General features: G+C 39.0%; 8 protein-coding genes and 13 tRNA genes (1 of these 21 cut by a window edge). 16 read left to right on the top strand and 5 right to left on the bottom strand.

Translation table 11 applies throughout. From position 1 onward, the window contains the following. The 14 genes from Q5760_RS20870 to Q5760_RS20805 form a co-directional block, all read left to right on the top strand. Window positions 1–36: transfer RNA gene (locus Q5760_RS20870), tRNA-Glu, on the top strand (it extends 39 nt beyond the left edge of the window). Between the two features lie 4 nt (window positions 37–40). Continuing rightward, window positions 41–116: transfer RNA gene (locus Q5760_RS20865), tRNA-Val, on the top strand. A 25-nt stretch (window positions 117–141) separates the two neighbouring features. Further along, window positions 142–215, top strand: a tRNA-Met gene (locus Q5760_RS20860). 3 nt (window positions 216–218) lie between these two features. Next, window positions 219–295: transfer RNA gene (locus Q5760_RS20855), tRNA-Asp, on the top strand. Between the two features lie 31 nt (window positions 296–326). After that, window positions 327–399: transfer RNA gene (locus tag Q5760_RS20850), tRNA-Phe, on the top strand. Window positions 400–410: 11 nt separating this feature from the next. After that, window positions 411–494 (top strand) — tRNA-Tyr (locus tag Q5760_RS20845). Window positions 495–502: 8 nt separating this feature from the next. Continuing rightward, window positions 503–573, top strand: a tRNA-Trp gene (locus tag Q5760_RS20840). An 11-nt stretch (window positions 574–584) separates the two neighbouring features. Then, window positions 585–660: transfer RNA gene (locus Q5760_RS20835), tRNA-His, on the top strand. A 34-nt stretch (window positions 661–694) separates the two neighbouring features. After that, window positions 695–769: transfer RNA gene (locus Q5760_RS20830), tRNA-Gln, on the top strand. A 1-nt stretch (window position 770) separates the two neighbouring features. Continuing rightward, window positions 771–845 (top strand) — tRNA-Gly (locus tag Q5760_RS20825). Between the two features lie 13 nt (window positions 846–858). Next, window positions 859–930: transfer RNA gene (locus Q5760_RS20820), tRNA-Cys, on the top strand. Window positions 931–965: 35 nt separating this feature from the next. Next, window positions 966–1,054 (top strand) — tRNA-Leu (locus Q5760_RS20815). 16 nt (window positions 1,055–1,070) lie between these two features. After that, window positions 1,071–1,152: transfer RNA gene (locus tag Q5760_RS20810), tRNA-Leu, on the top strand. A 243-nt stretch (window positions 1,153–1,395) separates the two neighbouring features. Further along, complete coding sequence (locus tag Q5760_RS20805; protein WP_428909515.1) at window positions 1,396–2,127, top strand: polysaccharide deacetylase family protein; 732 nt, start codon at window positions 1,396–1,398, stop codon at window positions 2,125–2,127. 661 nt (window positions 2,128–2,788) lie between these two features. Here Q5760_RS20805 and Q5760_RS20800 read toward each other — a convergent pair. From Q5760_RS20800 to Q5760_RS20780, 5 genes are all read right to left on the bottom strand, one after another. Further along, window positions 2,789–3,031, bottom strand: a complete 243-nt coding sequence (locus Q5760_RS20800) for an LPXTG cell wall anchor domain-containing protein (RefSeq protein ID WP_428909514.1) — start codon at window positions 3,029–3,031, stop codon at window positions 2,789–2,791. Next, window positions 2,967–4,775, bottom strand: a complete 1,809-nt coding sequence (locus tag Q5760_RS20795; protein WP_428909513.1) for a metallophosphoesterase — start codon at window positions 4,773–4,775, stop codon at window positions 2,967–2,969. The genes Q5760_RS20800 and Q5760_RS20795 overlap by 65 nt, the downstream gene beginning before the upstream one ends. After that, window positions 4,772–7,816, bottom strand: a complete 3,045-nt coding sequence (locus Q5760_RS20790) for a lamin tail domain-containing protein (RefSeq protein ID WP_428909512.1) — start codon at window positions 7,814–7,816, stop codon at window positions 4,772–4,774. Before Q5760_RS20790 ends, Q5760_RS20795 begins: the two co-directional genes overlap by 4 nt. Before the next feature lie 77 nt (window positions 7,817–7,893). Beyond that, the gene (locus Q5760_RS20785) at window positions 7,894–8,718 is read right to left on the bottom strand and encodes a lamin tail domain-containing protein (protein ID WP_428909511.1); all 825 of its coding nucleotides are present in this window, start codon (window positions 8,716–8,718) and stop codon (window positions 7,894–7,896) included. A gap of 167 nt (window positions 8,719–8,885) precedes the next feature. Continuing rightward, the gene (locus tag Q5760_RS20780; protein WP_428909510.1) at window positions 8,886–9,509 is read right to left on the bottom strand and encodes a hypothetical protein; all 624 of its coding nucleotides are present in this window, start codon (window positions 9,507–9,509) and stop codon (window positions 8,886–8,888) included. Window positions 9,510–9,706: 197 nt separating this feature from the next. On the opposite strand from Q5760_RS20780, the gene Q5760_RS20775 reads away from it, so the two are divergent. Continuing rightward, window positions 9,707–10,339, top strand: a complete 633-nt coding sequence (locus Q5760_RS20775) for a YdcF family protein (protein WP_428909509.1) — start codon at window positions 9,707–9,709, stop codon at window positions 10,337–10,339. 171 nt (window positions 10,340–10,510) lie between these two features. Further along, a complete protein-coding gene (locus tag Q5760_RS20770) occupies window positions 10,511–12,436 on the top strand; it encodes an FUSC family protein (RefSeq protein WP_428909508.1) in 1,926 nt (641 codons plus the stop codon). The last annotated feature ends 7 nt before the right edge of the window (window positions 12,437–12,443 follow it).

The following is a 12,443-nucleotide window of genomic DNA, read 5'->3' as shown; positions in this document are numbered from 1 at the left end:
GCGGTAACACGGGTTCGAATCCCGTACGGGTCACCATTATGGAGGATTAGCTCAGCTGGGAGAGCATCTGCCTTACAAGCAGAGGGTCGGCGGTTCGAGCCCGTCATCCTCCACCATGATTTAATTCAATATTACTATTATCGCGGGGTAGAGCAGTCCGGTAGCTCGTCGGGCTCATAACCCGGAGGTCGCAGGTTCAAATCCTGTCCCCGCAATTTGGTCCGGTAGTTCAGTTGGTTAGAATGCCTGCCTGTCACGCAGGAGGTCGCGGGTTCGAGTCCCGTCCGGACCGCCATTTTTACTTAAATGAATATAAATAATTGTTTGGCTTAGTAGCTCAGTCGGTAGAGCAATGGACTGAAAATCCATGTGTCGGCGGTTCGATTCCGTCCTAAGCCACCTTTTTATTTGGAGGGGTAGCGAAGTGGCTAAACGCGGCGGACTGTAAATCCGCTCCCTTGGGTTCGGCGGTTCGAATCCGTCCCCCTCCACCATTAGCTATAGGGGTATAGTTTAAAGGTAGAACGAAGGTCTCCAAAACCTTTGGTGTGGGTTCGATTCCTACTACCCCTGCTTTTATTCTGGCGGTTGTGGCGAAGTGGTTAACGCATCGGATTGTGGTTCCGACATTCGTGGGTTCGATTCCCATCAGCCGCCCCATTCACATTAATTGAATAAATGCATATATTATTAATGGGCTATAGCCAAGTGGTAAGGCAACGGACTTTGACTCCGTCATTCGTAGGTTCGAATCCTGCTAGCCCAGCCATGCGGAAGTAGTTCAGTGGTAGAACACCACCTTGCCAAGGTGGGGGTCGCGGGTTCGAATCCCGTCTTCCGCTCCATTTATTTTTATACGGCGGCATAGCCAAGTGGTAAGGCCAAGGTCTGCAAAACCTTTATTCACCGGTTCGAATCCGGTTGCCGCCTTCATATTTTGCTTATTATATTCGAATTTATATATAGCCGGGGTGGCGGAACTGGCAGACGCACAGGACTTAAAATCCTGCGGTAGGTGACTACCGTACCGGTTCGATTCCGGTCCTCGGCACCATACAATAATTTAATATGCCGGTGTGGCGGAATTGGCAGACGCGCACGACTCAAAATCGTGTTCCTTCTGGAGTGTCGGTTCGACCCCGACCACCGGTATCTATAGTTATGATAAAACACTTACAAATGTTGATACATCAATGTTTGTAAGTGTTTTTTTGTTTTTTCTGAAAAGGTTGTATCCTGTTAGGATACGAAATCATTATAAATCTTTTAATTGGCATGTAAGTTGTAGGGATCAAAGTCACTATTAATTAATGGCAGTTGGACTATTGAATAATCATAGTAGTCTATTTTTGAGGAATAATAAAAATAATAAAAGAATATAAAGCGAGGAATTTTATGAAAAAGGTTGCAATGATTTTCCTATGTCTTCTTATATTAATCCTTCCATCACACGCTCTAGCCCAACGTAAAGTACCTATTTTAATCTATCATTCAATTGACGAATATAAAGGGCAGGGCTCAAAGGATTTATATGTGACTCCGAAAAATTTTGAGAAACAAATGGTCTATCTAAGAGACCATGGATACACGTTATTAACATTTGATCGCTGGAAAGATATTGATGAAGTAAATAAACCTATTTTTATTACCTTTGATGATGGGTACAAAAACAACCTGAATGCATTTGGGATCTTTCAAAAACTGAAAACTGAACGTTTTAAACCAACTGGTACCATTTTTGTTATTTCTGACTTTATCGGTCGCTCCAACCGATTGTCGAAAGCTGATTTAAAAATGATGACTGATTCGGGGCTCATCTCGATACAGTCACATACTGCTACACATCCTGATTTGACGAAAATAATAAATATTGAATATGAACTAAAAGAATCCAAAGATAAAATTCAAAAGATAACGGGTAAACCCGTTTTTGCTCTTGCGTATCCATACGGAAATTTCAATAACAAGGTCGTAGCAGAAACGAAGAAATACTATTCTTTTGGACTTACGACAACTCCTGAATTGTTTTCTGAGAAGGGTATAAAAGACGAACTCTATCTCTTACCACGGGTCTATATTAAGTATTCAACTACTCTTGATGACTTTGCAAAGATCGTTGGGGGATAACGAATTCGATTACGTTGCAGAATGCTATCTTTCGAGGAAATAGCATTGCAAAAAGGGTGAGAAAATCATTTTCTCACCTTTTTTTATTGCTTTATTGCTGTATCAATTTCTAGGTAAATTTAAATGATCATTCCCCTGATAATGAATCGGATTATCAGATAAAGTAAATTGCTTTTACTGATACAACTGAATGTTGATTGCCCTATGTTTGAAAAATAAGTCAATTGCAGTCGCCCTTCTTCAGCATTCGGAAGGGAACGTAAAAATTAATGGGACCAACCTATCTGATTGAAGCCGAAGGAACTTTCATCATTACAGAACTTCCCGAACGAAAAAGCCCACTGCTTCAGCGGTGGGAGTAGTCAAAAACATTTAGATGGTAATTTAAAACTGCTCTAAGAACCTCTAGCTGTACATTAACGAAAAAGGGCTAGTTATCCAAATGCTAACGTATTAGCAATAGTGGGGAACTGCCCTTTTTTGACATATCTACTAGAGTATAATCGTAATAGGAAATTTTGGATTTGTGTCAGACCTAATTTTTATAAAAGTACGGTTCTTGTGATTTCTAAAGAATCTCAAGAACCATACCCTTTACCGCTTAGCTACTTGCATAACCTCTGTCCTCAACCTGTCAGTATTCTACAGTTTGATCGTTTTCTTAATCGTGCTTTCTCTTTTGGATGACATAAATGACACCACCCGCAACCATGATGATAAATCCTGCTAGAAGAAGGTTATATAGATTGGTTGCTGTATTTTGAAGTATTTTGCTATCCTTATCTTTTTTCCCTGACTTGTTATTTTGATCGATTCCAGGCTGCTGTTTATGAAAGGAATCACTTTCTGCCTGATGATCTTGATTTTTTATTAGAGTGTTTGTTATTGAAATGATTTTGATCATCATTTCCTGGATGTTTCGATGGGTTAGGCTGTTTATCATCATTCGATGGTTGCTCAGGTTTCTGAGGCGTGTCCACAGGATCCTTTTCATCATCGGAATCTGAACCTGCTGCTTGTTTTGTAAAGGACCAGATATCGGATACCGTTTTACCTGTGTGATCATCTTCGGCAACGGCATACCAGGAATAGAAGTTTCCTTTGGTTAAACCTTTCCAAACCGTTTTGGCAATTTCGCCACTTTCTCCGTTCTCATCTTTACCGATTTCCGTATCTGTATAAACGTTTACTGAGAAATAATCGGTGGCTACTTGTTTTTCAGCCGCACTTAAATCTAGATTAATGATAAACTCATCCTTTTCAGGGTGGGCATCCGTATTATAGTAGTTGTAGTCATCTAAATACGGTGAATACGTATTAACGATAATACGATGATTATCCTGGTCAAAATGTAAGAGTCTCATATATCCTTGACCCCCTTCAGGACCAGCCTGATAATCAGCAAGCATTTGAAACACCGTACGATCTGGTGTGCCATCACCGTTATCATCAATCTCATCGATAAAGGTTTGTGCTTCATGATAATGGCCACTTAATACGGCAACGACATTTTCATTCGGTACAACGATTTCATTATAGAGTTTTTCACCCAGTGGATGTCTTGTTCCTGTTGCAAGCAAATACTCATGGAAGTTTAAAATCGCCATGCGATTAGGATGTGCAGCAAGGACATCATTGATCCACTGTATTCCCTCATCCGTAACACCCCAGCCAAGGTAAATCATAATAAAATCATTTCCGCCAGCTGAGATTAAATCATAGTGTCCACGATTGTTTAGATAAGATCCGCCGTAATAAGGCTTGTCCTCAAAACGATCCTCACCAAAATAGCGATAATAATCGGTATAATCATTGTTTACCTGATTCACATCATGGTTACCCGCTAAGACACCATATGGAATTTGATGCTCATCTAAAACGCCCATATATTGATTAGCATGTTTCCATTGGTTTTCATCTGTCGAGATATTCACGAGATCTCCTGTATGGAAGACATACTTAATCTTCATTTCCTCTTGATTTTCGGCAATCCATTGTGTTTGACGTTCAAAGATATACGGGAAGCTCTCTGCATAAAATTGCGTATCAGACATCCAAATGAACGTATAATCATACTCATCTGGTGTACTTGGAATTTCATCCTGCACAAGAACATTGATTTTATGATCCTTTACATATGCATTGACTTCTACATTCCCTGTCAGTTCAAAGTCATCTTCACCAGCAATGCGGTAATCGATTAACTCCCAATCTCCAGTTTGGTGGTTCCACGCGTACATAGAAACCTTTCGACCTTCTAACGATTTTCCTTTCCAATTGAGTTCAAAGATATCATTCTCGTCAATGGATGAATCAACCGTTACATCAAAACGATGATATGGAAATTGCGTGTGTGAATTGTTTGTTAAATATTGTCCATCTTCTTTTGCTACAAGCGCAATATCATCTTCCGTAAAGGCTTGCTCTCCTGCTGGAACCGGTGATTGCGGTGGCTCGGTATCAGCAGCATTTTTATAACCTTTTACAGAATCTAAATGACTTGCATCATATTGGTACCCTTGATAGAATGTGACATCAACATCATCATTTGTCGGATCTTTTACTTTCACTTTTAAGACTGGGTTGCCATTGACAGTAGCGTAATCCCCAGGTGAAACCAGTTCCGGTTGTTCAGGATTTTCATTCACAACAGAAAAGTGAACAATGTGTTCGGATTGATTGCCAACTTTATCTGTTGCATCATGGTTAATTTATGTGTTCCAGGTGTTAATTTGGATGATGCGGTTTCGTATGGAAGTGAAATGATTTTATCATCAAGGTATGTTTCAAATGATTCAACCCCTGCAATTTCATCGGTTGCACTTCCTTCAATGGTAAACGCACCTTTATATTCCTTGTCTTCAACTAAATTCGTTTTAATCGTTGGAGCAGTATTATCGACAAGTATCTTCGTTTCAAGCGTCTCATCGGAATCAACAACCTTTATCACATGCTCTCCATCTGAAACGGTTGTTGTATCCCATTTCACTGTTTTGGAACGTGCATAATCGTCCGTAATCGTAAAGTGAAAATCAACGAATGGATTAGCATCATTCATTTTCAACACTTGATCAGGGTTATTGTATCTTGGATCTGTTAATACGGTTCCATCGGATAAAACAAGGCGAACGTTTTTCAAATCATAATCATCACGGTTTTCTGTAGATTCTAAGTCAAACGGCGACGCCTTATTTCCAGAACGAACGGTTATCGTATTGTCACCAAGTACTAAGCGATCAGGCTCAATTGGAATACTAAAGGTTTTCCATTGCGTTAACCAATCTTTATCCATTAGGTAAAGGACTTCATCACCCATGGTTACCGCATTTTGAAAATACGTATTTAAACCATTTACATCTAATGCAAAATACGCTGTCCGCTCTACAGATTGGAATGTGTCACTTTTTAGCTCTATATTATCTAGCAAAATAGAAACGTTATCTGGTGTATCTTCAGCAGAGGTTCCTTTAAGAACTACTTCTCCAGATACAATTTCGTCTTCTTTTATATTAAAACGAAGACTGGATTGGTCATAGTCTGTTGTAATGTTGACTTGATAAAGATCACTTGCTATTTCATTTCTTCCATCAGAAGCGGTAAAGTAATAGTCGACATAGTCTTTTCCAATTAACTCAGGAGAGTAGATAGTAGAGTAATATAAACCACTACTTGAATCCTGCTGTAAAATTTTCATTTGAAATTCATTTTGATCATCTGTTTTATAGAAAAGACGAACTGATTTTACTTCTTGGTCATCAGTCACATTGGCAACAATGTCGATGTTATCCTTTTCGGCTACTTCTGTAACGTCTGTTTTATTTTCAATGACAGGTTGTGTTGTATCTTCAAGAAGCTGTACAGCTTCTTGAGGCACTTGGTACGGTTCAACGGTTCCTGGAGTCGCATCCTTATTATTTTCGAGTTTTACTTGCTGCGTCGTACCATCTAATGGATAACCATAGACAATTCCTTTGTCGGGATACGTATCATCTACATTTGGTACATCATTATAATAGGCAAGGGCCACTTCTTTATGCGTATTCGTACCAACTACAATACCGCGCATACTTCCATTTGCCATTCCACCAGTATAGATGCGAACAATATTCTTATTTTCTTCTAAGTTAGAACCATAATTGTTATTAAAATCTGCAACAGTTGAGCTGTCGTTTTGATCATTGATAATCCAAAAAACCAGTGTTTCTCCTGCTGGTATTACGACATCTTCAGGCACTGAAGGCCATACGACATCTGTTCCTGGATCTGTGCCGTAGCGATAATACAACTTATAATCTTTAAAATTAATATCTTGATTACTGTTGTTATAGATTTCAATAAACTCATATCCGTCCGCTGATCCAACATTCGTGCTGTCTGGAACAACTTCTGTTACTAATAAATGTGGAACTTTACTGAAATCAACATCTACTTTTTTGATATTAATGGTATATTCTTCTGTCTTTTCTGCCTGAATTCCATCTGTTGCCTCAATATAATAGATGGTATCTGAAGTTACGTTAGCTGCTGGTATTTCTGCAGAGTAGAGGCTTGTGTTCTCTATATTTGGATTCATTGATAAAGCTGTAAATTTTTCTGCATCTTTTTCTTTATAATGGAGCGTAACCAACGGGACTGCTAGATTGTCCGTTACTTTTGCTTCGATTTTGATCGGTTTATAGGCATCACCTTCAGGCACTTTCGTGTGCTCGATCACAGGTGCTTCTGTATCTGTTGGGAGTTCTGGCTGTTGCACAGCAACATCTGGCACTTGTGCACTAGCAATCACTCCTGGTGTCGGTGCAGCCATGCCTTGGAGCTTCTCCATTATCGAGCCTTCTTTAGGATATTTGTATTCGATACCAGCTCCAGTATTATCGTTGTCACTTCCTAAATAACTAGCAGAAATGACCTCTTCGCCTTGATTATCTTTTAAGACTAGCGCCCGATTGCCGCCATTTGCAAAACCAGGGAAGACATCCGTAAATTCGACTACTTGTTCATTTGTTAGTTGACTACCAAAATGTTCGTTAAAATCGGCTAAAGATTTTCCACCATTATTAAACCAGAAAACAAGGGTTTCCTGTGGCTCAATCGTCACAGCAGGAATTTGAAAAGGAAGTTCTCTTCCAGTATCGGTATATTGATAGATAAATGAATAGTTTGTTAGCAGCTGTGGCTGGTTTGAATTATTATAGAGCTCAAAATACTCAAAGTAATCTGTGCCCCCACCCTTAGAATTTGGAGAAAGCTCCGTAATTAACAGAGGTGGAAGTGAGTCATAATCAATTTCTTCTAAATCTTCGATTGAAACTTCAACAAACGAATTACTGTCTGGATAGGATACACGATGATTGCTATCTGTTACCGAGATGTAATAGCGTAATGTTTGATTTGTTAACGATTCTTTAGGAATACTAGCTTGATAGATTTGTCCATCCTTTTGAACCATTTTTATTTTCTGATACTCACTATTTTGCTCTGTTTGATAATAAATGTAAGCAGACACATCGTGAAGATCATCTGAAATGGTTGCAGTTAGGGCTAGGTCTTCTTTTGCACTAGCGGTAGTGATTTGTTCGTGTGTGATGACAGGTGCTTGATTTACAGCTAATTGAACTTCTTGTTCTGGAACCTGTTCTGTCATAAAGGAACCTGGTGTTGGTTGTGCTTTCGTTTCGAATGTTTCCATTTCCAAGCCATTTAAAGGGGATTTGTATTGAACTACTTGTCCATCTCCTATGTCATCTTTTAGGTAGTTGGCAATAATTAGATCTTTCCAGCCATATCTTTTATAACGACTGCTCGATTCCCACTATTATAAAAATTAGGTGTACCACTAAATTCAACTACTTGATTTTGTGATAGAGTTGTTTGATAGTGGCTATTGAAATCATCAAGGGTTTTCTGATTTGAATTATGCCAAAACACGATACTTTCTTTCGGGGCTAAGGTGGTTGGGGCAAATTGCATATCTACATCCGCTTTGCCACTACCATCCGTGTAGCGTAGACTAAAAGTATAATGATCTAATACAATCGGTTGATTGGTATTATTGTATACTTCGAAATACTCATAATCGTCAGCGCCTGTATTATTTGGCATGATTTCGGTAATCAGTAGGGAAGGGAGACTTTGATAATCAATCGTTTCTTCCTGTTCTTCACTTGTTGTTCTTTCCTCTAGCTGTTCTAGGGAGTTCATTTGTTCAACGGTGGACTTTTCTTGAATTTGTCCGTTGGTTGAATCAATTACAGTTTTTGATGTGCTTTCTTTTGTATTATTCTCAGACTGACGATCAGGTTCTGTGATTGATGGGTCGAGATCGTCATTCATCTCGTTTTCGGTTTTATTTTCATTTTTGATTTCCTCAGAAATAATAGTAGAATCTTCTAAATTAGATTCCAGCTTTACTGCATCTGAATTAGGTTCTACTATTACCTGTTCTGTTTCATTTGCATTTTCTTGTGAAAGGGGAATGTGTGAGACTTCTTCTGCCTTAATGGTGGGAACAGCTATTGACATATTCGAGACGAGTAGGGCAATTGTGGCCGTCATGGCCATACCCTTTTTTAATCCTTTATTTTTTTTCATGATGCCTCCTTAACAAATGTGAATAATTTGTGTCGACTCTTACAGAATACCGACGAAACATTGAGGTAATTTGAATATTTTGTAAACTTTTGTAAACGCATGGACTGGTAGTAGGTGAACATTGAGCTTTCCCACAGCCTATGGATAAAAAAGAAAAAACGGCGAATCTACTCTTCGCCGTTTCCACTCCAAAATAATTCTAATGTTCCCACATGTTCACCGTTCAATTGATGTGTGACCCCAAAGGTTTCCCCTTTGCCATCTCGATTGACGGCAACATCAAGATCGTTCAAGATTTGAAGCATGTAATCGTATGCTTGCCGCATCTTATCGGGAGTAGGTTCCCATTGGTCTGCTAGTTCCGCAGCTTCAATTGCTTCGCCATTTTCACCCAAGTGTGCGGTTCTAGAAAATTGTATATGCTCAATTAATGCATATAACATGAAAAGATTTTGTATATCTTTATCGTTGTAATGACCTTCAGGAATGTTTGCTAATTTCTCCTGTGCGAAATCTCTTGCGTTCAAATACATGTTGAATCCTTCATCAAACCCTGCTTGTTCAAGTAATGAGTCAGTTGATGGATTGGACAACAATTCCTTTGTATCCACGATCCATTGACCATATTCTTTTTGTTCTTGTTGTTTCAAGTCTTGTTCGTTTGATTCAGTTTCTTCAGCCGAAACAGGAGTATGAGGTGTTGCTTTTGTTGACGCCGCATCTTCGCTGCATCCCGTCAACACGCCACCTAACATAAGACCTACCATTGCTAATTTTATGTAACGTTTCACAACCAATAATTCTCCTTTTTACTTATTTATAAGTTCACTTAAACCTTACTAATCTAGCGTTTGAAAGTCAATGGATGGAATTATGAAACCTTAATCAAAGTCAAAATGAAACTTCTTTTGCCTGAATAGAAAGGTTTGCCCTGTCAGTATGATAGAATACTAAATAAGAAAAATAATCAAAAAAGATGGAGGCTATTTTGAAAAAGAAAAAAAGGTTTATGGCAATAGGCATCATATTGGTGATAGCCGTATTTATGTTTCTTCGGTTTGGTGGAGATTGGTTGGTCGAGGAAGACGATATTGAAGAAATTGAAGATGCGGTGATTGTTCTATTAATGGGGAGTGTGGGTGACCGAGCACTTGGAGCGGTGGACCTCTATAAAGAGGGGAAGGCAGAGAGCATTCTCATGGTTCGATCCCATTTACCGGGATATGAAGAGCTGCAAGAAAGAGGCATAACGATCTCAGGGGATGTGGATAATAGTCGGATTGTTCTAGTAGAGTCTGGAGTAGCAGCAAAAGATATCACGATCATTTCGGGAGATGCTCAGAGCACCCAAGATGAGGCTGTTGCAATTGAACAGTATTTGAAAAATAAACAGGACGTCGATAAAATTCTCTTGGTCACTTCAAGATTTCACTCAAAGCGTTCGGAGCTTATTTTTGAAAAGGCATTGGCTGATTTGGATGTTGATATTTATTCTGCTCCAACTCCTTATGATCCTTATCAGGCAAGAGGCTGGTACAAAGATCGAGAAGATATTCAACGTGTTATTACCGAGTATATAAAACTGGCTAACTATTTTGTGTTAGAACAATGGGAACTGTAACCGAAACAGTAACACATTGAAAGGTCTTTACTGAAAAGCTTTACTTCAAATGTTTTGGAAATGACCATCTATCTTATGATACGATTAAAAGAGTTAAATCAGTTTATAGGTTACTAATAAGGGTAATCTATAGATAAGTATGAGAGAAAATTATTGTAAAGAAGGAATAGGATGAGTAACAAACAATCAAACCGGGTTGCCCCCTCTATTATTAAGCAAGCACTACAGGTAAATAATAAGCCATTCCCTTGGTTAAAGGCATTTAGTGCAGGGGTAGCAGCTGCCTTACCAGTTATGATAGGGTTAGCATTAGGCCATTTACAATACGGTTTAATAGCGGGCTTGGGTGGCTTTACCTATTTATATGTTTTTAATACTCCGTATGCACAACGAGCCAAGAAAATCATTTCGGTCGTACTCGCTTTAACAATTGTTACCTATTTAGGAACGATTACTGCCCCCTATCCGCTGGCAACAGCCATTCTGATGGGAATTATTGGTGCCGTAGCCGTTTTTGTTTTCGGTGCCTTAAAAATAGCGGGTCCTTCCGCGATCTTTTTTGTATTAGTTTTTGCCATGACAACTGGAATGCCGATCAATCCTGATGAAGCCTTTTTGAGAGCAGGTTTAGTATTTCTTAGTGGCATGCTATCGTTTATGATTGCCATGATCGGATGGTTTTTTAATCCACATGGTCCAGAAACAGGAGTCGTGACTCGAGTCTATTTGCAATTGGCAGAACTTCTAGATTCTGTTGGAACCGATAAATTTATTGAAGCCAAGCATAAAGTGATGGCTGTCTTAAATGAATCGGAAGAAACGCTTTCAGCGAGTTATATTCCATGGCGAACAACCGATATGTTCAAACGATTATACCTATTAAATACTCATGCAAATGAGCTTTTTATTATGGTTGTGAAAAACTTTTCAAATGCTGATACTCCATTACCTAAAGAATTGGGACAATCGGTGCGAATGCTTGCCAATTCTTTGAACAAGCGTAAAAATCAAGATTTCAAACCGATTTTACAACCGGAGAAGATGGAAAGTCAGGTAAGTCGGCTGTTCACGACTATTTACAATGCAGATGCCGTTCTTAATGAACCCATTAGTAATGTAAAAAAATCAATTCAATTTGATAGCCCCTCTTTAAAAACGATTTTTATGGGGGCGTTCGATAAAAATTCCATCGTGTTCATTTCGTCCGTACGCATTGGAGTTATTACGGTCATTGCTGCGATTATTGCCTATCAATTTGAATTTGCTCGTTCCTATTGGGTGCCGTTGTCTTGTGTTGCGGTGATGTCGGGTGCATCGATTGTAGCGACCTTTCACCGTGCGATTCAACGGTTTTTAGGTACGATCATCGGAATCGTTATTGCAGGGTTCATTCTATCCTTTGATCCCACTGGTTTTGTCATAGCGTTTTTTATTTTAATATTAACTTTTATTACCGAGTTGTTTATTGTGAAAAACTATGGATTAGCAGCCCTTTTCTTTACACCTAATGCACTGTTAATGGCTGAGAGTACAAGTCAAGGGGCATTTAGTTTTTCTTATTTTGCCCAAGCGAGATTTATTGACATTGTCATCGGAAGTGCGATTGGTTTATTAGGGGTTTATCTCGTAGGAAGGAAATCAGCTTCTAGCCGAATTCCGCACTTGTTGGGCAAAACTCTTCGCAGTCAAGCGCAGTTTCTAGTGGTCCTTTTTTCAGATCAGGGTGAAGGATTCAATGCTAGACAGAGTAGCGAAAGAATCAAAATGAGGACCAATTTAACCAATTTAGAAACCTTGTATACTACTGCTTCTGGAGAGATTCCTGCTAATCGAGAGGCGTTAGATTATTACTGGCCTGTCTTATTTTCATTAAGGCAATTAGGGTATTTATTAGAAAATTGTTCAAAGGAAAATAATCGACCGATCCTTTCTGATGAAAAGCTAGCACAACTTTTATTCACATTTGAATCCATGGCAAATGCTGCAACACGAAGCGTTTTACCAAAGCAGACTGCTGTTCCAGAAATAGAGGGCTATCCTAGTATACAAAAGGAAATTCAATTTTTACAAAAAGAACTAAGGAAACCGCGCAGGTAATGGAATA

This window comes from Niallia sp. Kr1, assembly GCF_050389805.1.
GTDB lineage: Bacteria > Bacillota > Bacilli > Bacillales > Cytobacillaceae > Bacillus_BD.
The sequence above is the reverse complement of the archived record's forward strand: the minus strand, read 5'-3'. Positions and strand labels throughout refer to the sequence as shown.